Origin of the sequence: Rheinheimera soli (assembly GCF_031457405.1) — a bacterium.
GTDB classification, from domain to species: Bacteria; Pseudomonadota; Gammaproteobacteria; order Enterobacterales; family Alteromonadaceae; genus Pararheinheimera; species Pararheinheimera soli_A.
On sequence record NZ_JAVDWR010000007.1, the window covers coordinates 33,486 to 53,517 of the forward strand.

A 20,032-nucleotide genomic window follows, 5' to 3' on the forward strand; every position below is an offset into this window, starting at 1 on the left:
CCTTTCCAAAAAGATTAGTGAGTTTGACCGGATAAAGTTAAAGGTAACGCTATACCAGCGGCTAAATAAGGGATCAGCCTGTGGATCACGCCTTCTATTTCTACATTTTCATTAAAATCTGCCGCTGCAATTTCCTGTAAAGCCTGATTGGATGCCATGGTAAACACCACAGTGCCGAGGGAAAAATGCAAACGCCAGAAGATTTCACTGGCTGGTAAATCAGGGCAAGCCTGCTGTACCAGCAACACAAATTTATCCAGAGTACGGCCATAGTGATGATTAAAAAACCAGCGCAAGTGGCCCTGTACATCGGTATAACCCCGGCCCAGCAGCTGTAAAAACATCCGGGTGCCGTGATGCTGAACTTTATTTAATTCCAGCAAAGGTTTGATAAACACCGACAGCACTGCTGTTAAATCATTTTGTTTCTGACAGGCCAGTAACTGGCTGAACTCCTGATCCAATCGTGGCATTAACACCGACAAATAGCGTTGCAATACCGACTGGATCAGCTCTTTTTTTGAACCAAAATGATAGTTCACAGCCGCCAGATTCACTTGTGCCATACCGGTAATTTGCCGAAGTGAGGTATCGGCAAAACCGGTAGAAGCAAAAAGCTGCTCTGCGGCATCCAGAATTTTGTCCTGAGTTGTTGTTTTATTAACCATAGCCCTGACTAAATTAAAACACTTGTTTGAAATGTACGTTTGAAAAAAAACACTGTCAAGCAAGCAACAGATAAAAACACCAATCTGGTCAGATGAGAGGCAAAGATCACCAAAATTTTACAAGAGTCCAACATATTAACCGCAAATTTAGCCCTATAAAGGTGCAAAAACTGTTGCTTGCAGATTGGTTAAAAAAAGCGCTTGACATCAATAGCAGGATCAGACAATTTTGAGGCATCCAAAAGCCACTTGATCAATAGGAGAGTAAAATGCAACGTTGTGCTGCTAACCCAAACAGCTACTACTGCTCTACCTATTACCTTTCCGAGTGGTTCAATAATTAGAACAACTTCTGCCATAGCCAGAAGTGTGTTCGTTTGGCCCCGGTTTTTCAGCCATCACTAACACCCTACTTATTTGCATGCTGACAGCATTTTTCAGGCCTTGATCCGTCTGTTTTCTGCTGTCGCTGTCTGATTTGCTGCGCTTCTTGCTCTGGCACGCCCTTTTTTTATTTGAAAAAAACAGATTGCCATCAGGCAACATCAACACCAGAGGAAGCAACATGTCACAACATAAAAAAATGAAGCTCAGCAAAATTGGATTAGCAACCTTGTGTGCGCTGTTTGGCATATCACAAGCCAATGCACAACAGGCTGAAGCAACAGAGCAAAATAAAGAAGCAAACATAGAAAAAATTGAAGTTACGGGTTCACGTCTTAAGGGTGTGGACATGGAAGGCGCCAACCCGCTGCAAATATTCAGCCGGGATGATTTAGCGAGAAAAGGCTATGACAGTGTCAGCGCCTTTTTGCGGGATTTACCTCAGGCCTCGAGCGCTGGAACCTTCACTGAAAACGGTGGTGTTGCGGGCAATGACGGCACACCGGCAGGTGCTGCAGGTGTCAGTTTACGGGGTTTAGGTTCAAGCTCCACTCTGGTTCTGGTGAACGGCCGTCGTGTCGCAGTAGATTCATTCACCAATGGCTTTGACTCTTTTGTGAACGTCAATGCTATTCCAATGTCAGCACTGGAACGGGTTGAAATTCTGACTGACGGCGCTTCATCCGTGTATGGCTCAGACGCCATCGCTGGTGTTATTAACTTTATTCTGCGTAAAGACTATGAAGGTCAGGAACTTACAGCCTCTTACGGTGATGACACAGCAAGCAGCGATTTCCGTAAATACAACCTGACCTATACAGGTGGTTTCAGCACCGCCAACAGCAATACCACAGTGGTCATCGACTACTTTGATAAGGACGCACTGTTTAACGCAGACCGCCCTATCGACGTAACTTTTAAGTCCAATACCCGCGTCACCATAGACGGCAGAGATTACGCCGAGCCCTGGTGTGGCACTGCAACCAGCAATGGTGGTACTCGCTGTCAGTACGATTATGTCAACGAGCGCGCAATCCAGCCGGACAGTAAAGCTGTAGGCGCAACGCTAAATCACATTTACCGTTTAGGCAATGACCGCGAGTTTTTTGCTGAAGCTATGCTGCAACAAAACACAGGTTCAGCCTACGACTCAGCCGCAGCTTTTGATGTGCGGGTCGCAGGAAACTCAGCTTCTGTGCCTCAATGGGCCAGAGATATAGATGCACAAAATGGCGCAGTAAATCAAATCCGTATCCGCTCTCGTTTTCCAGAGCGTCGTATTCAGGACTATGACAGCCAAAGCTACAGATTATTGGCAGGCTTACGCGGCGAGATGGGCGACTGGTCATGGGAGACCGCGGCAAGCTACGGCAAAACAGACAATGAAATTACCCACGTTTCAGGTTACATGGGCAGAGACAAAGTTGCTGGTGCCCTCGCCAACGGCAGCTTTAACCCTTTTAACCTCGGCCGTGACAACTCAACCTCTGTGATTGCTGGTTTACGTGAAATTGCGCCACGTATAGGTGAATCAGATGTTTACTCAGTCGATTTCAACTTCTCGGGTACGTTGTTTGACGATATCAGCGCTGTATTTGGTGGTGAATTCCGTGGTGAAGAAATTTCCGACAACCCGGCTGAAGTGGCACAAAGCGGCGGAATATTTGCGTTAGGTGCCAGTGATGCAGCTGCCGATCGCACTCAGTATGCATTTTATAGTGAGTTTAATATCCCGCTGACTGAGAAACTGGATGCTATTGCAGCTTTACGTTACGACCACTACAGCGATTTTGGTGGTGCCGTCAATCCGAAGCTGTCATTACGTTACCGTGCCACTGAAGATTTGATCTTACGCAGTTCCTGGAGTACAGGGTTCCGTGCACCTTCTTTATCACAATTAGGTGCTGGTACTTCGTTAACAGCCAACTACATAGATTGTGGTACAGGTCAGCCATTTGATGCACTGTGCGGCGACTTTGGTGCTACTGCAGGTGAACTGGAATTTGATCAGGAAACCTTAGGTAATAAAAATCTGGATGCAGAAAGTTCAGAAGCCATCAATATTGGCGCATCCTGGAACCTGACCGATGATTTACAGCTGACTATCGATTACTGGCGTTACACCCATGAGGATATAGTTGATGTAGACGCCAACACCACCTTACGCGCCTGTATTGCAGGTTCTGCGCCTGTGGTTGATGACGAAGCCGATCTGAACGGTGAATTTGGTTGTGTGATTGATGCAGGTAACGATTTAACCTTCTTACGCACAGGCTTCTTTAACGTAGGCAGCCAGAAAACAGACGGGGTCGACTTTAAACTGAACTACAAACTGGCCACCAGCAATGCAGGTGATTTTAAGTTCACTGTAGCTGGTACCCGCACTTTATCTTATGAGCGTAAAATCACTGCAGATAGTCCGGCTGAAGATTTGTTAGGCAAACTCAGTGGTGCTGCTGAAATAGCCCGCCCTGAATTTGTCGCAGATGCCGGCACTGAATGGCGCTTACAGAACTGGAATGCCAGCCTTGGCGCGCATTACATCAGTTCCTTAGGTGATGGTGACTTTAAGTTTGACAATGAAACTGTCGACTCATGGCTGACTTATAACGCCAGTCTGGGCTATGACATTACAGATAATCAGAGCGTATTACTGAGTATCCGTAACCTGACAGACAAAGAGCCACCTTATGCCTCATCGCCCACTAATGGTTACGCCAGCTCAGTACACGACTGGTTAGGCCGTCACTGGACTTTGCGTTATTCAGTGAAATTCTAAGTTTTCTTCTACCTGGATGGAGTTAAGGGCCTGCGCTTATGCAGTGCCCTGTTTTTTCCGGTGATTTCTGACAGCAAGCTTCGGCTTGCTGTTTTTCTATCGCAAACTTTGGTGTAAAAGACTAAAGGCGCTAGGTTTCACTATTGGTAATCAATATAATGAGAACTATTCTTATTACATAAATTAAGTGAATACATGATGGCCTTTCGTAGTGTTATTGCCTTAGTCAGCCTGCTGGCTTTACCTGCTGTTGCTTCAGATAAATTAATCCAATACATTGAATACATAGGTGCTGATTACAATGCTGCTGTGGTCGATGGCAAAATTGTCAGTGAAGCTGAATATGGCGAAATGCAGGAGTTCTCGTCGTTAATAGCCGAAGAAGTCTCCACAGCATCAACTGCTTTGCAGCAGCAATCCGCCCAATTAAAACAACTGATCGCCACTAAAGCGGCAGAAAAAGATATTCAGGCCTTAACCGCAACTATGCGTCAGGCTGTTATTGCCGCTATGCCTTCTATTCCGCTGCCAAAACAAAGTCCGGATATCAAACGAGGTGAAGCCTTATTTGCTGCCAATTGTGCCAGCTGTCATGGCGCTACAGCTAAAGGCGATGGCCCGGCCGGCGCACAACTGGACCCTGCCCCCACCAATTTCCATGAAGTGGAACGTTATCAGGCCCGCAGTGCTTATGGCTTATTTAATACCATCAGCTTAGGGGTCGCTGATACGGGCATGGCTTCCTTTGCTTTTTTAGATGAACAAAGCCGCTGGGATCTGGCCTTTTATGTTGGTCATATAGCCAGTAACGATCTGGATACCAGCACAGTGCCGGATGCACTGATTGAAAGCTCAGCGGTAAAAGACTTATTAACCGCGACACCTAAAGATTTGATTCAGCTTTACCCTGACTTTGGTGCAGCCCTGATGAGCGAGTTTCGCAGTCACCCGGAGCGTTTTTTTCAGGCGAAAAGTAAAAATCCAATAGTGATAGCGCAGCAAAAATTACAACTATCTGCGGATCTATACAGCCAAAACCCACAAGCTGCTTACGATCAGGCCGTATCAGCTTATCTGGATGGTTTTGAACTGGTAGAAAACCCTTTAGGCACAATCAACGCCCCACTTCGTGATCAGATAGAACACAGCATGATGGGGCTGCGTCAGTTACTGAAAGATCCAACACAAAAAGCTGTGGTTGCACCTCGTATCGCTGAAATCCAAACCTTATTAAAGCAAGCTCAGACTGAACTGTCAGACACTCAATTAAGTGGCGTGAATGTGTTTTTAGCCGCACTGTTGATTTTACTACGTGAAGGTTTAGAAGCCTTGTTGGTCGTAGCCGCTATTTATAGCGTCGCGGTAAAAACCGACAAAGCAGCGCTGCGGCACACTGTACATATTGGCTGGATCAGCGCTTTGGTTTTAGGGGCTGTTACCTGGTTTATTGCAAGCTATGTCATTGATATATCTGGCGCATCCCGTGAGCTGACAGAAGGCTACACAGCACTGGTCGCAGCCGTTATTCTGTTTTATATGGGCTTTTGGATGCACAGCAAAACCAGCGCCAAAGAATGGAGCCATTTTATTCAGCATAAAGTACAAAACGCAGTATCAGGTGGTGCTTATGCTGGCTTAGGTCTGGTGGTGTTTTTAGCGGTCTACCGTGAAGCCTTTGAAACCATTCTGTTTTATCAGGCGTTGTGGTTACAGGGCGGCGAGCAGGCACAACAAAGCTTTATAGCTGGCATAGCTTCGGCTCTGGTGTTGTTAGCAATTGTAGCTGTGGCTATGTTTAAATTCGCACTGAAGTTGCCTCTGAAAACCTTCTTTGGCAGCACAGCACTATTGATGCTGGTTCTGGCTATAGTGATGGCAGGTAAAGGCATAGCAGCTTTGCAGGAAGCTGGTACTTTAGCGGTGAGCCAGTTGAACTTACCTAGCATCAGTTGGTTAGGTTTTTATCCTAATACTCAGGGTGTGCTGGTACAAACTGCCCTGCTGCTGATCGCTTTGGTGTATCTGGTTCGTAGCCGCAAGGGTTAAGCCGCCGGGGTCAGAGTTTTTTAACTCTGACCCCGGACTTTATGCCTCTCTGTATATCTGCCGGTGTTTGGCCTGATACATTTACCTTTCCAGCACAATGCGATATCGGGCTTTGCCGCTTTCTAAGTGAGCTATAGCCTCGTTGATCTGATCAAACTTAAAAGTCTCAACCACTGGCTTAATGTCATGCTGCACAGCAAAATCCAACATCTTTTTAATAGTTGCAGGGCTGCCAACAGGTGAACCAGACACTGAACGTTGCGCCATAATCAGGCTGAATACGTTCAGATCCAAAGGCTCTAAAGTGGCACCGACAAAATGCAAGCGGCCTTTAGGTTTGAGTGTGGAAAGGTATAAGTTCCAGTCTAATTTCACATTCACTGTGGTTAAAATAAAATCAAAACGCCCTGCTGCTGCAGCTATGGCATCTGCATCTCTGGAATTAATACAATGATGGGCGCCTAACTCTTTGGCTTCGGCGGTTTTGCTTTCGCTGGAGGTAAAAGCTGTGACTTCACAACCAAAAGCCCGTAAAAATTGCAGCGCTATATGGCCTAAACCACCTATGCCTATCACAGCCACTTTGTCGGTCGCTTTGACATCAAACTGCAGCATAGGGTTAAACACAGTAATACCACCACAAAACAAAGGGCCTGCGGTTTTTGCATCCATGCCTTCAGGCAATGCCACCACACTGGCTGCATTAGCCCGAACTTTGTCAGCAAAACCACCATGACGACCCACTATAGTGCCTTGTGCTGAAGCGCATAAATTGTGATCACCACTGCCACAACTGCTACACACCTGACAATACCCCGAATGCCAGCCCAGCCCAACCACCTGCCCAACTTTTAAATGACTGACATCGGCACCTGCAGCTGCAATGCGCCCCACTACTTCATGACCAGCCACTAAAGGATAAGACGACATGCCCCATTCGTTATTGATCATGGATAAATCAGAGTGGCAAATACCACAATAATCCACATCAATTTCAACATCCTGCCGCCCTAAAGAGCCAGGGTCGAACTCCATCACAGCTAAAGGCGAGTGAGGTTTTAATGCTGCATAAGCTTTGATCATAGGAACTCCTGTAAAAAGAAAGGTGAAGTGAAACAGCTACGCCAAGAGTATTGGTCAGGATCAATAAAGTTACAGTGCAGTTGGCCGCATAACGCATCTGTTTAATCACTTTCTGCTGATCCTGTTGCTTTAGCCGAAGATTACGCCCTCTTATTGAGTGTTTTTTATACAGCAAGCACTGTTTCTTCCGGTCGATTCAGGTATAATCCGCGCACTTTTTTTCCGGCCCTTTTACTTTGCAGGATTTACATGACAGTCGAAACCTTTGACCCATCACAAACCACCACACTGGAAACACCAGTGAAAAGTCTGACAGCACAGGCGCAAGCCAATGGCGCAGGCGCAAAAATCGGGTTTGTAAGTTTAGGTTGCCCAAAAAACCTGGTGGACTCAGAGCGCATTCTGACTCAGTTAAAAACTGAAGGTTATCAAATAGTTCCAAGCTATGACGATGCAGCTTTGGTGATAGTCAACACCTGTGGTTTTATCGACAGCGCAGTACAGGAATCTTTAGACACCATAGGCGAAGCTTTGGCTGAAAACGGCAAAGTGATAGTCACAGGCTGTTTAGGTGCCCGTGAAGATGAAATCCGTGAAGTACACCCAAATGTATTGGGTATCACAGGCCCACATGCTTATGAAAACGTATTAAAGCAGGTGCATGAATTTGTGCCTAAGCCAAAATACGACCCTTTTATGCAATTAGTACCGGATCATGGCATTAAATTAACACCTAAGCATTACGCCTACTTAAAAATTTCTGAAGGCTGTAACCACCGTTGTACTTTCTGCATTATTCCTTCTATGCGTGGTGATTTAGTCAGCCGCCCTATTGGCGAAGTGCTGGATGAAGCTGGCCGCTTACAAAAAGCCGGCGTCAAAGAGCTGCTGATTATTTCTCAGGACACCAGCGCTTATGGTGTGGATGTAAAACACCGTACAGGCTTCTGGAATGGTCAGCCGGTCAAAACCTCTATGTTGTCTTTGTGTGAAGCCTTAGCCGATTTAGGCATTTGGGTTCGCTTGCATTATGTCTATCCGTACCCGCATGTGGACGATGTAATTCCATTAATGGCGCAAGGTAAGTTATTGCCATACCTGGATATTCCATTCCAGCATGCCAGCCCGCGTATTTTAAAGCTGATGAAACGCCCTGGTCAGTCTGACCGCGTCTTAGAGCGCATCAAAAAATGGCGTGAAATCTGCCCTGAACTGACGATACGTTCTACTTTTATCGTTGGCTTCCCTGGCGAGACAGAAGAAGAGTTTCAGGAATTATTAAACTGGCTGGAAGAAGCTCAGTTAGACCGCGTAGGCTGCTTTAAATACAGCCCGGTCGAAGGCGCTAAAGCCAACGACTTGCCCGATCAAATTGCAGAAGAAGTCAAAGATGAGCGTTATCATCGTTTTATGGAAACTCAGCAGCGCATCAGCGCCGCTCGTTTACAGGCTAAAATTGGCCGCACTATTAAAGTGTTAATTGACGAAGTGGACGAAGAAGGCGCCATTGGCCGCAGCTTCGCTGACGCTCCTGAAATTGACGGTGCTGTGTATTTAAATGGCGAAACTTCTTTAAAACCAGGCGATTTGGTCGACGTAGTGATTGAAGAAGCGGACGAATACGACTTATGGGGCAGCCTGGCTGAGTAAGCCAATGTCGCTGTTTTCCTTGTCCTTGATGATTAATTTTAAAAACGGCCTGCTGGCCGTTTTTAAAATTTTCTCACTATATAAAATGAAGTGCCCAGGCAAACCAACATAGTGACTAAACCACTCTATCTGCTGATAGCAATAAAAGTGGCTCCAGTGCAGTTATCATCAGTATAGTTGTGTATCCGAACTTTTTTATCCGCAGCCAGCGCAGCTAAGGCTATGGAAAAAGCTTGATTGTATGTCGCTGGCGAAGGTGCTTTATCTTCCATAAAATAAACCCAACCGCTGCATGGCCCAGTTCCACCTTCAATTTTTAGTGCAAAATTTTTACCATTACCTCCAGTCGCATGATTTGCAACTTCCAGCACTGTAGCGTTTTTGGTTAGTTCACCAGCTAAAACATTTGTTGATAACAGGCAAGCCAGAAACGTCAGCTTATAGTTCATTTTTATTCTCCGAAAATTTATCTAATTAAATTTGTTAAGTATTCTGTTTAGAACGTATTTTATAAGGCTGATGGGCAGATTCCATCACAATGAAGTAATGGAAGGTCCTGACTGGAAAATTATTTTATTCCTCCCGGAAGCCTTGGCCTGATACAAAGCATCATCAGCGTCTTTTAGCAATTCGGTCAAATCACGCAGTGCATCCACACAAGTAGCGCCACCCACACTCACAGTCAGTTTCACCGGCCTGGCGTCGATTTCCCAGGCGTGATGCGCAATACGTTCACATAAGCGCTGACCAATAAAAGCCGCTTGTCCGGCACTGGTATTGGGCATCAGTACTGCAAATTCTTCACCACCCAACCGGCCTATTAAATCAGAAGTCCGCAATCCAACTTTGAGTAAATCTGCTACTTTTTTCAGCGCCAGATCGCCAATCGCATGACCCCATCTGTCGTTGATTAACTTAAAGTGGTCCAGATCAATCATCAGCACCACTACACTGTGCTGTTGGCGTCTGCTGTTTAACAAGGTCAGGTTGGCTCTTTTTAAAAATTCACGACGGTTCAGCAACTGAGTTAAATCATCCAGCTCAGTCAGCCGCAACAGTTGATTTTCGGTATGAGAAAAGGACAAAAGTGGCAACATAAAACCAGTACTGGTGGTTAACAATACATGCCCAAGCAAAACCCACTGCAGGCTGGGTAAAGCTAACACTCTGGATTCTTCACCAATGAAAGGCATCACCAACAGGAACTGCAGCAGCATTAACCCGGAGTGCAACGCAAAAAACAATTGCAGCACAGAGGCCGGAAAACCCGGTGTTAAACGGGCTTTTTTCAGCAGCACCACAGCATAAATAAATACCACAGCGATGCTTAAAGAGGTTAACGCAGTTGAGGCATTATTGACCTGATACAACATGCTTAACGGCAGCAGGTATAAAGTGAGCAACAAAGCCGCTTGTTGCCTGGAACGAGCGCTGAGCTGCCCCCGCAAAAACAACACCAAACCTGTCACTACTAAAGCCGGCGACAATAAAAGTAATAAATCTGCCAGCAGATAAGTCAGCAGCGGCTGGTCTAGATAAGCTCTGGCACCCGCAGCACAACCGCCAGCCACAAAAACAAAACAGGCGACGGACCAGACTAAAAAACTTTTATCATGGCGCCGCAGTTTATACACCATAGCCAGATAACAGCCAATCATCAGATTAACCAGCAAGGTTAGCAGCATCAAGGTAGGTAAATGCAGTTCAAATCCATGAAAATTAATAACTAATTACTCCATTTTTTCACTCTTCCGGCAGTATAGCGCTTGCAGTTCCCATCACACAAACAGCTTAAACTGGCTTTTTATGCCGTTTAACTCTCATTGCTTAGTTGGATCTCTTCATCAATGGAGGGTAATCGTGGCGCTGGCAATACCCCGTCCAATTCAATCAGGCGTTCACTTAACTGCGCTACTCTTTGGGTTAAACCAAAAATAATTTTGTCTTTAATAGCAGAGCGAACTCTGTCAGGCAAACTCTGAAAACTATCGCTGTCTATTTTCATCAGCACCATATCGGTTTGTGCTATCACAGTGGCACTGCGGGGTTCATTGCAAATAAAACCGACTTCCCCAACAAACTGGCTGGGCAGCAACTGCCCTATTTTATGCTGCCGGTGATACACCAGGGCTTGTCCCGATAAAATAATATAAAAAAACGGCTCGTACCCCCCTTCTTTAATCAACGCCTTACCCTGACTGCAGACTTCAAAAGCTTTTGGCATTTGTAACACCAGCTCCCGGTCAGCGGGTTGCAGATCTTTAAACAACGGCAGCCTGGCCAGAATCTCCATCAGTCTTAATTTATTGCTATAGCTCATCAACAACTCCTTGGTGTTTTCCCTTCGTTTTATGCTGGCAGACATTGCCTGACAGCGCTGCGGCACATCGCGGCTTTTCCATTCCAACTGGCTAACGCAAGAGCTGTGATTACAGTGTTTATGAGTGCTGCTAATGTAGCAAGCTGAATCCATAACCTGGCCGCGTTTTTTTTATATAGCGGCCAGGAACAACTTAACCCCGCACCTATAACAGATACTATTTACAAAAATTAAACATCGAGTTACCTTGTAAAGGTCCAAACAGGACTATTCAATTCAAATAAGGAAAATTGAGATGAAAACGATCTTCGCTATGCTTGCGCTGCTGGCATTGTCTGTCAGTCACAATCTTTACGCTGCTCATGTGGAATGTGTGATCAGTGGTACGCCTACTCAACAAACTTATACTGCACACTTCTGCTCCAGCCAGATCAATTCACAACCTGGCGTGTACTTCCGTTTAGTGGCCGATAAACCAGTAGCTGAAGTGAAATGGAGTTACGGCGCTGAACCTCAGGGCAGTTGGAGTTGTGGCAGCCAGAATCACTGCAGCGTAACTTATCCTTATGGCCCGGAAAACTTCGGTTTTTCAGAAGCCACAGCCTGCGTCACCCGAATTCTGTACTCAGACAACACCTGGGAAAATGTCAGCCTCTGCGCTACAGGCACCTTCTACGGCCAGGCTGTGTTTTAAACACTGAAAGGTAATGTAGTAGCCGGATTTAAATAAATCCGGCGATCGCGGCACTCTTCGTAAAGAGGTTTATTTCAACGCCCTGATTCGCGTTTAGTCATTGCTATCCACTACAACAATATCTGCACCATCACATAGAGAGCAATGGCCGAATACATTGCATCAATTATCTAAGGGCACAGCAACATGAATCTGACTGCCGTGAACAGGCGACAGGAAACAATGAATTCATTGTTTATCAACTACTGTGCTATGCTTTTCAGGCAACTGATGTACTCTTAACTGGTAAAGCAGACGTCGCGTAAACGCCGTGTATGTGAGGTTCAACTCCCACCATCAGTTGCTTAGTATTCTCATCTATTTCGATATGTTGTTTGCCCATCGCCTAAATTTATTTCAGTATCACATAGTTATCTCACTCTGAAATGAGATGGTACTGTTTACCTAAAAGCTTCATCTGACTTTGGACTAAAAACCAAGGAACAACCGGATAAGATAGCCAGTACTTGGTAAAACTTATCTTGTAACGCGGTTTAGCCCCCGTGCTTACGGGGAACAGGTCTATTTCTGCTTGTGACAGGTCGCGATAACCGGTTTAGCCCCGTGCTTACGGGGAACAGATTGAAATTATACGTGCCACCATAGGGTGTTGCGGTTTAGCCCCGTGCTTACGGGGAACAGGCTCAATCAACTTTCTGCGGCCGTAAGGTGTTCGGTTTAGCCCCGTGCTTACGGGGAACAGTTCAAAATTCTTATGAGTATCGTTTTAATGCTCGGTTTAGCCCCGTGCTTACGGGGAACAGTCGGTCACAGACTCGCTACTGATGCGCGTCAGCGGTTTAGCCCCGTGCTTACGGGGAACAGAAATCGACTGGACAGAATGGCTAAATCTGTTTCGGTTTAGCCCCGTGCTTACGGGGAACAGCGGATCAGCTTAACTCAGTCACTGAGCCGGGACGGTTTAGCCCCGTGCTTACGGGGAACAGTTGCCCAGGAACAAGCCGTATTTAACTCCAGCCGGTTTAGCCCCGTGCTTACGGGGAACAGGCAGCTGCTGCTTTCAGGCTCAGTGCTGCATCAGGTTTAGCCCCGTGCTTACGGGGAACAGAGCGGCAAAGCTGATGCCGGAATCAAGCAGTTCGGTTTAGCCCCGTGCTTACGGGGAACAGCTTTGGAAAGCGGATCATGTACGTCAGGATTTCGGTTTAGCCCCGTGCTTACGGGGAACAGAAGCCAATGCTCGCCGTGCGGCTAATCCCGTCCGGTTTAGCCCCGTGCTTACGGGGAACAGGCAAGAACAGGGTAAAACACAAGATGCCTCTACGGTTTAGCCCCGTGCTTACGGGGAACAGATGCCCAATTCTGCCCAGCTACTTCTGGCAAACGGTTTAGCCCCGTGCTTACGGGGAACAGTGGAACTCAGTAGAAAAAGTTAGCTTTGAATGCGGTTTAGCCCCGTGCTTACGGGGAACAGTTCCTGACGATATGGTAGAGGCTGAAGCATATCGGTTTAGCCCCGTGCTTACGGGGAACAGTTTTAGTAGTTACCGCAGTGTGGGCACACCTGCGGTTTAGCCCCGTGCTTACGGGGAACAGCCGCTGTAAAATTAGGTCGCTTTTGATGCGAACGGTTTAGCCCCGTGCTTACGGGGAACAGATTAAGTTGCTGGCCGAGTTGCTGTGAAAGACCGGTTTAGCCCCGTGCTTACGGGGAACAGTGCAGGCAATTAAATCTCGTATAGATGCAGGCCGGTTTAGCCCCGTGCTTACGGGGAACAGAAACGCTCAGCTAATTTAATATTCGGAGTGCCCGGTTTAGCCCCGTGCTTACGGGGAACAGAAACGCTCAGCTAATTTAATATTCGGAGTGCCCGGTTTAGCCCCGTGCTTACGGGGAACAGACGTTGCCGCTAGATCCGGGCAATAGGTATTGCGGTTTAGCCCCGTGCTTACGGGGAACAGTTTATTGTTAAGGCTAACGCCTACCGTTTGCCCGGTTTAGCCCCGTGCTTACGGGGAACAGGGCGATGTGCCAGTAGTTGATTACCACGGCACACGGTTTAGCCCCGTGCTTACGGGGAACAGCTGCTAAATATAGATCTTTTGGAGTTATGATCCGGTTTAGCCCCGTGCTTACGGGGAACAGCTTTTATTTTAGGATCACCCTCTTTCCAAGTGCGGTTTAGCCCCGTGCTTACGGGGAACAGTAATCTGGTTTATTTCTTGGTTACTGCCTATGCGGTTTAGCCCCGTGCTTACGGGGAACAGAGCAGTCTGTGGTTAACAGTCTACCTAACTTGCGGTTTAGCCCCGTGCTTACGGGGAACAGTTAAAGAGTGCTGGTTGGCAACAGGGTATTGACGGTTTAGCCCCGTGCTTACGGGGAACAGCAGAAGCTGTTATTGGGCATGAACTAGAAGCGCGGTTTAGCCCCGTGCTTACGGGGAACAGATCAACCACTGACTGGTAGTAATCAATGGTGTCGGTTTAGCCCCGTGCTTACGGGGAACAGATATCATTTTTATCAACTGCATTTTGTAGTTGCGGTTTAGCCCCGTGCTTACGGGGAACAGCCCTCCAAGGTGCCACCTCTGTTTTCAATTTTCGGTTTAGCCCCGTGCTTACGGGGAACAGTTTGGCGTCACACTGGCCGATGGTGAAATCACCGGTTTAGCCCCGTGCTTACGGGGAACAGATAACGCCCATAGTCAACATCAGCGGGAAATTCGGTTTAGCCCCGTGCTTACGGGGAACAGTAGATCCATTCCAGTAGAAACCACCCCACAGCCGGTTTAGCCCCGTGCTTACGGGGAACAGACCTATAGACAGCAGCATTGCAATAAAACGAGCGGTTTAGCCCCGTGCTTACGGGGAACAGCCGACAGCGTGGTTTTTGGTGATGTCGATGTGCGGTTTAGCCCCGTGCTTACGGGGAACAGTTACTTTGATGGTTGCTGCTGGTGCGTGGATGCGGTTTAGCCCCGTGCTTACGGGGAACAGTTTGCGGCCTGTCAGTGAACGCTCTGTTTATCCGGTTTAGCCCCGTGCTTACGGGGAACAGGTAAATTTAGGTTATCCGGCTACAAGAGTTTACGGTTTAGCCCCGTGCTTACGGGGAACAGCTGTTGATTCCAGCGCTTAACCATTTGCCATGCGGTTTAGCCCCGTGCTTACGGGGAACAGAAACGGAAGGGTTTGTCACTACAGATAAAGGTCGGTTTAGCCCCGTGCTTACGGGGAACAGCTCATTAGCCAACATTAATGCCTCTAAGGATTCGGTTTAGCCCCGTGCTTACGGGGAACAGCTCAGCCTTATCACGAATACATGAGTAGAACGCGGTTTAGCCCCGTGCTTACGGGGAACAGTTTTCAAATTTACCGCTGAGTTCAGTAACCCCCGGTTTAGCCCCGTGCTTACGGGGAACAGAAAAACCGCAAGTCAAGTAACTGATCACGAGTCGGTTTAGCCCCGTGCTTACGGGGAACAGGGCTATAAACGCATCTTTTGATGTAATAGAGGCGGTTTAGCCCCGTGCTTACGGGGAACAGTCGACCAGATGCGCCGATAGTTAATTCCTGACCGGTTTAGCCCCGTGCTTACGGGGAACAGGAGCAGATAGACAAGCTCATTGGAACCGCCGACGGTTTAGCCCCGTGCTTACGGGGAACAGTCGCTTGATGCCCTTGGCTTGCAGCTGTCTCGCGGTTTAGCCCCGTGCTTACGGGGAACAGTATCTGCGACCCCCTTGAGCGCGCCAATTGCACGGTTTAGCCCCGTGCTTACGGGGAACAGTTTCCTGCTTAACTGTTCAACTGCAATTTTAACGGTTTAGCCCCGTGCTTACGGGGAACAGTTTCCGGCCTCCGGCAACTGCCAACCTGTCCGCGGTTTAGCCCCGTGCTTACGGGGAACAGTATAAACCGCACTTCCTGACAGGTTTTAATTGCGGTTTAGCCCCGTGCTTACGGGGAACAGTTGGCTTCAGCATTGTAAGTGCGCTGTCATCCCGGTTTAGCCCCGTGCTTACGGGGAACAGGCAGTGGCAAATCGAACCTATTATTGCCAGCACGGTTTAGCCCCGTGCTTACGGGGAACAGACTGTCATAAACTTTGGTCCCGGCCTGATTGGCGGTTTAGCCCCGTGCTTACGGGGAACAGTGCCGCAACGCCAGAAAAAAGCGCTGGGATATCGGTTTAGCCCCGTGCTTACGGGGAACAGGGACACTAATTACAGCTACAGCCAACATCACGCGGTTTAGCCCCGTGCTTACGGGGAACAGATCTGTGAAATTTGGTAGGCTTGCCTTTCCTGCGGTTTAGCCCCGTGCTTACGGGGAACAGGACGCCCCAAAACACTACCTTCAGCTTGAGCGCGGTTTAGCCCCGTGCTTACGGGGAACAGCCAAAACCACACTGGTGATTTCAACTGCAGGGCGGTTTAGCCCCGTGCTTACGGGGAACAGGTTCGGATGAGTCGGCTAAAATACAAAAAATGCGGTTTAGCCCCGTGCTTACGGGGAACAGATGTATTAGAAGTGCTGTTTTTGCACTATACGCGGTTTAGCCCCGTGCTTACGGGGAACAGGGCTACCTGAGCAAGTTGCCCCTAATTTCAAACGGTTTAGCCCCGTGCTTACGGGGAACAGCTGCCACCAGTCGGCTATAGAGTCCACTGTGGCGGTTTAGCCCCGTGCTTACGGGGAACAGAAGAGCAGGGGGTTAACTCAGTGCCAAACTCGCGGTTTAGCCCCGTGCTTACGGGGAACAGAAGTTTCTGGTTTCTATCATGTCAATTACTGACGGTTTAGCCCCGTGCTTACGGGGAACAGGACAATAAATTATGTCAAACGCATACGTGAAACGGTTTAGCCCCGTGCTTACGGGGAACAGATTTATTGTCTCAGTTGAGTGACGGCCAGTTACGGTTTAGCCCCGTGCTTACGGGGAACAGACTAAGAGTATATAGCTGATTTCTAAAAGAAAAAAGCTTGTGCAATTTTCTACCAAATTTTTCCGTATTTTTAAAGAGCTGAGGTTATTAAAAAACTACAAGTTTTCGGGTAAAAATTTCACTAAACGTAAACCATCAAAATCTATTGGCTGACGACGATTATCGCCAAAAGTGACAAAATCAAAACCCGACTCTGTATTGGTTGCCCACGCCATCACTACATTCCCATTTTCTGCCATGGCATCAACTTGCTGCCATAGCATTTCTCTGACTCTTTGGCTGACATCTCCCACATAAACCCCTGCCCTCACTTCCAACAACCATACGGCTAAACGCCCTCTTAACCTCGGAGGTACAGCTTCAGTAACAATCATACAGAAACTCATTTAGCTGCTCCTGTGTCCACTATCACCTATGGATACGGGTTCAGGTAAAGCCGGAGGCTGGGCATCAGGGTATGGTTCTGGTGGCAAAACTTCTCCTGCCGCCAGGATCTCTTCAATGAGTGGAATTAAACGTTTTAAGGTTTTGTCTGTTCTGAACAACTCACGACAGGCCAATCGCACTTCTTTGTCCGGGGCCAATGGGCCTTTAGCTGCAATCCGAAAGGCCAGCGGTACCACTGTGTCAAACTTGATCACATCAGCTATATCGTACACAAAACTCAAAGGTTTTCCCGTATGAATAAATCCGATGGCTGGCGCATAACCTGCAGCCAGTACAGCTGCTTCAGTGATCCCGTATAAACAGGCTGTTGCAGCACTCAAACACTGGTTTGGCAAATCTCCCGCGTCCCAGTCTTTAGGATCATATTTGCGACCATTCCATTTCAAACCATACTGTTTAGCCAACAAACTATAAGTTTGCCGTACCCTGGCCCCCTCAATGCCCCGCAATTGATCCACACTACGGCGGGCTGGCGCTTCTTCTCCGAAACGCAACTCAAACATTTTTCGCACAACTTTCAGCCTTAATTGTTCGTCTAACGCCAATTTGGCCTGATACAACAACTTGTCTGAACGAGCACCACCTGGCTGACCTGACGCATAAAACCGGACGCCACCTTCACCCACCCAGGTAATTAATGTCCCTACCTCCGCAGCCAGCTTTACCGCAGCGTGAGAAATTCGGGTGCCTGGCTCGAGCATTAAGCAAGCAATAGAACCAACCGGAATATGCATACGCTCGCCATTTACTTCATCCACAACAACAAAAGCGCCATCTTTTACGTCGATTCGGCCCATGCCAATAAAAATCATAGAATTTCGGTCTTTAATTGGGATGGGTTTTAACGGGATAAATGACATCTGATATCCTTATGCTTTAATCTGGGTCTGCTGGTAAATGCGATGCTAAAGCAGTCTGTTGCCTGCTCAGAATTGTCATTTGCTGAATAGCAAGCTGGTTAAGCTTCACCAAACGTTGCTGCGACGGTATGCCTTTCTGGATAAAGTGTGCGTTCATCGCTTCCAAATTAGCTAAGCACACCAGTTGATGCACATTGGCATGATCACGCATATTGCCTTTTTCTTCGACATTCTGCAGTCGCCACTGAGCTGCCGTTACCCCAAACAAAGCCATATTCAGTAGATCAGCCTCACTGGCATAAATATGATTTATTTGTGCCGGAGTAAGCGAGTCTGGGATCAGATGCTCTTTGATTGCATCGGTATGGATCAGGTAATTCATCTTGGCCAGATTACGTCGAATATCCCAGCCAAGCTGCTGAAACTCCTGCTCTTTTAAACGTTGAAACTCTTTGATCAAATACAACTTAAATTCGACCGAAATCCAACTGGCAAACTCAAAAGCAATATCCTTTTGCGCGTAGGTACCACCGTAACGCCCGGCTTTGGAAATCAACCCGACAGCACCAGTTTTCTCAATCCACTGCTTGGCTGTTAGGGTGAAACTATTTAAGCCAGCCAAGGCTTTAAACCCATCGAATTCGATGGGGTTAAAATTGGGGTTATTCAGTTGCTCCCAAATGCCTAAAAATTCTATGGTATTGCGGTTGCGTAACCAGTTACCAATAATTATATCGGTTCGTTCTGGGTTCTTATAACGAGCCATATCAGTAATACAAATGTATTCAATACCTTCCCTGGCATAAGTTGCAATCTGCTGTTCCAAAACCTCCAGTTTTGCTGCCATTGCTTACCCTCCAAAAATAATGTTTTCTAACCCCCCGCAGTAACATCAGGCCGCAGCCAAAGATAATAATCCACAGCCCATGGCCTTGGCAGGCCCAATCCCTTGCTTGAGTAATGTAATTAAGGCCGCTTCATCAAGCACTTTCAACACGCCTTCAAAACATACAGTCTGGATTTTTCCGTCCATGTCCTGTTTGTGAAAATATAGAGCAGGCTCAGGCATTACGAGAGCAGTTTCCAGCTCAGCAACTCCCGCAAGTTTTCTTACTAACCATAGCAATTGCTCTTGTTCATTAATTAATGGCACCCGGACGCTCTTTGGCGCGCCCTTTTTATCAAGTCGTTTATCGTCTTTTATAGTTTTTATCGGGTTTGCCCGCAGTCGAAAACGTAACCTTGCTCCTACAGGTATACTCTGAGGCATCAATTTGCTTGCAATCACCTCAGCCACGGGAGCAGTAATGGGTTGTTTAGCAGATAAAAGTAACGCAAAAGCCCCCTTTCCCCGCTGCACATCTTCCACACGAAACTGAAAATCCCGTTCATCAGACTGGCTATCAGGAAAAAGTTGCCACAACGCTCTGTGCAACTGATAAGGATCTTTAACCCAATTCCAATCAATCCATACTTTACTCAAAAACATCATGCACCTCCCTGGAGCACAAACCAATCTCTGGCAGCAAATTGACGCGGTAATGCAACAATAGGCTCATCCCGTACCCGGTAGCGCCGATTGTCCGCACTGATAGCTTCTTCACTATAAATGACTCCCCGACCTTCAAACTGAGCTAACGCTTGTTTAGGATCAGTAGCTTCACAGTTTGCTAAATACAGCGGGCAAGTAATAGGGCAGCTGCGGCGTCCGAGGTAAGGCGTGAAATAAGGCTTTTGCACCGCGTTAGTTAACTTCTGCAATGTATAAACACTATTTTCAGTACACCAAACCACTACTGTGAAATGAGCATCGCACAGATATTCCCGCCAGGTTTGAATGGTATCGTGGCTTTTTAAACCACGATAATCCTCCCTAGCATGTTGCACAGTGTGATAGTCGGTCAATTTCACTGTAGGTATTTCCCGACCTTCAACAGCGTGGCTATCGCAACGCACTGCAAAACGCACACTGTCAGCAAGATTTTGCAGTGCTGTTTTGTCGTTTCGTCGTATCCCTAAACAAGCCCCCATTAACCCCAGCAAGCCACTGCGGGTAGGAAAACTTCCCGTTGGCCGTGTGCCTTCAAATGTCGGTTGGCCCCATGCCTGCATCGGGCCAGACAAGCGCAATATCAGATAAGGCTTCATT

General features: G+C 47.4%; 14 protein-coding genes and 1 CRISPR repeat array. Of the genes, 4 read left to right on the plus strand and 10 right to left on the minus strand.

The genetic code is table 11. From position 1 onward, the window contains the following. Positions 1 to 14 precede the first annotated feature (14 nt). Positions 15 to 668 carry a TetR family transcriptional repressor PsrA gene (gene psrA, locus J2W69_RS11675; protein WP_310278498.1) on the minus strand — a complete coding sequence of 218 codons (654 nt, stop codon included), beginning with the start codon at positions 666 to 668 and terminating at the stop codon, positions 15 to 17. Positions 669 to 1,233: 565 nt separating this feature from the next. On the opposite strand from psrA, the gene J2W69_RS11680 reads away from it, so the two are divergent. Both J2W69_RS11680 and J2W69_RS11685 read left to right on the plus strand, forming a co-directional pair. Further along, positions 1,234 to 3,831 carry a TonB-dependent receptor plug domain-containing protein gene (locus tag J2W69_RS11680; protein ID WP_310278501.1) on the plus strand — a complete coding sequence of 866 codons (2,598 nt, stop codon included), beginning with the start codon at positions 1,234 to 1,236 and terminating at the stop codon, positions 3,829 to 3,831. 195 nt (positions 3,832 to 4,026) lie between these two features. Next, entirely contained in the window at positions 4,027 to 5,877 is a 1,851-nt protein-coding gene (locus J2W69_RS11685) for an FTR1 family protein (RefSeq protein WP_310278504.1), read from the plus strand. A gap of 81 nt (positions 5,878 to 5,958) precedes the next feature. Here the strand turns inward: J2W69_RS11685 and ahr are convergent, their stop codons facing one another. Beyond that, entirely contained in the window at positions 5,959 to 6,960 is a 1,002-nt protein-coding gene (gene ahr, locus J2W69_RS11690) for an NADPH-dependent aldehyde reductase Ahr (protein ID WP_310278507.1), read from the minus strand. Between the two features lie 249 nt (positions 6,961 to 7,209). On the opposite strand from ahr, the gene rimO reads away from it, so the two are divergent. Further along, positions 7,210 to 8,610, plus strand: coding sequence for a 30S ribosomal protein S12 methylthiotransferase RimO (rimO, locus tag J2W69_RS11695; protein WP_310278510.1), 1,401 nt, complete (start codon positions 7,210 to 7,212; stop codon positions 8,608 to 8,610). A 125-nt stretch (positions 8,611 to 8,735) separates the two neighbouring features. Here the strand turns inward: rimO and J2W69_RS11700 are convergent, their stop codons facing one another. The 3 genes from J2W69_RS11700 to J2W69_RS11710 form a co-directional block, all read right to left on the minus strand. Then, positions 8,736 to 9,059 carry a DUF5992 family protein gene (locus J2W69_RS11700; protein WP_310278513.1) on the minus strand — a complete coding sequence of 108 codons (324 nt, stop codon included), beginning with the start codon at positions 9,057 to 9,059 and terminating at the stop codon, positions 8,736 to 8,738. Positions 9,060 to 9,143: 84 nt separating this feature from the next. Continuing rightward, positions 9,144 to 10,295 carry a GGDEF domain-containing protein gene (locus J2W69_RS11705; RefSeq protein ID WP_310278516.1) on the minus strand — a complete coding sequence of 384 codons (1,152 nt, stop codon included), beginning with the start codon at positions 10,293 to 10,295 and terminating at the stop codon, positions 9,144 to 9,146. A 128-nt stretch (positions 10,296 to 10,423) separates the two neighbouring features. After that, positions 10,424 to 10,930 (minus strand): cyclic nucleotide-binding domain-containing protein, encoded by a 507-nt coding sequence (locus J2W69_RS11710; protein ID WP_310278518.1) that lies wholly within the window; start codon positions 10,928 to 10,930, stop codon positions 10,424 to 10,426. Between the two features lie 295 nt (positions 10,931 to 11,225). On the opposite strand from J2W69_RS11710, the gene J2W69_RS11715 reads away from it, so the two are divergent. Continuing rightward, positions 11,226 to 11,624 (plus strand): hypothetical protein, encoded by a 399-nt coding sequence (locus tag J2W69_RS11715; RefSeq protein WP_310278520.1) that lies wholly within the window; start codon positions 11,226 to 11,228, stop codon positions 11,622 to 11,624. A gap of 530 nt (positions 11,625 to 12,154) precedes the next feature. Next, positions 12,155 to 16,576: a CRISPR direct-repeat array (repeat unit 29 nt; unit sequence CGGTTTAGCCCCGTGCTTACGGGGAACAG). 95 nt (positions 16,577 to 16,671) lie between these two features. On the opposite strand, the gene cas2e is transcribed toward J2W69_RS11715, so the two are convergent. Genes cas2e through cas5e form a run of 5 tightly spaced genes read right to left on the minus strand, consistent with a single transcriptional unit; the run spans position 16,672 to position 20,031 of the window. Further along, complete coding sequence (cas2e, locus tag J2W69_RS11720) at positions 16,672 to 16,962, minus strand: type I-E CRISPR-associated endoribonuclease Cas2e (RefSeq protein ID WP_310278522.1); 291 nt, start codon at positions 16,960 to 16,962, stop codon at positions 16,672 to 16,674. Beyond that, positions 16,963 to 17,883: a type I-E CRISPR-associated endonuclease Cas1e gene (cas1e, locus tag J2W69_RS11725; protein ID WP_310278524.1), complete on the minus strand. Its 921-nt coding sequence runs from the start codon at positions 17,881 to 17,883 to the stop codon at positions 16,963 to 16,965. 16 nt (positions 17,884 to 17,899) lie between these two features. Beyond that, the gene (locus tag J2W69_RS11730; protein ID WP_310278526.1) at positions 17,900 to 18,730 is read right to left on the minus strand and encodes a KilA-N domain-containing protein; all 831 of its coding nucleotides are present in this window, start codon (positions 18,728 to 18,730) and stop codon (positions 17,900 to 17,902) included. Between the two features lie 45 nt (positions 18,731 to 18,775). Next, positions 18,776 to 19,375, minus strand: a complete 600-nt coding sequence (cas6e, locus tag J2W69_RS11735; protein WP_310278528.1) for a type I-E CRISPR-associated protein Cas6/Cse3/CasE — start codon at positions 19,373 to 19,375, stop codon at positions 18,776 to 18,778. Beyond that, positions 19,372 to 20,031, minus strand: coding sequence for a type I-E CRISPR-associated protein Cas5/CasD (cas5e, locus tag J2W69_RS11740; RefSeq protein ID WP_310278530.1), 660 nt, complete (start codon positions 20,029 to 20,031; stop codon positions 19,372 to 19,374). The genes cas6e and cas5e overlap by 4 nt, the downstream gene beginning before the upstream one ends. Position 20,032 lies beyond the last annotated feature (1 nt).